The sequence below is a fragment of the Acinetobacter sp. NIOH-H-8 genome, from assembly GCF_046635365.1.
Taxonomy (GTDB): Bacteria; Pseudomonadota; Gammaproteobacteria; order Pseudomonadales; family Moraxellaceae; genus Acinetobacter.
The window spans coordinates 1-209 of sequence record NZ_JBHDVN010000414.1 but is presented as its reverse complement, the minus strand read 5'-3'; the positions used below and the strand labels follow the sequence as shown (position 1 = coordinate 209).

Here is a 209-nt window from a genome sequence, read left to right as displayed (position 1 = left end):
TAACTGGGTAATTATTGATGCGACAGAATGTTTAATAGAACGCCCGAAAAAAAAATCAGAGTAAGTTCTACAGTGGTAAAAAGAAGAAACATACGTTAAAAGCCCAAGTGATCTATCATCCGAAGAGCAAACAAATCATAGGAGTAGATATATCGTCTGGCAGTCAGCATGATATTAAATTGGCAAGAAAAACAGTTAAGAAATTCAAA

At 34.0% G+C, this 209-nt stretch carries 1 pseudogene; it reads left to right on the top strand.

Annotation, left to right across the window (positions count from 1 at the left end):
- Positions 1-209: pseudogene (locus ACEWB7_RS18905) on the top strand (transposase); the annotation flags it as partial.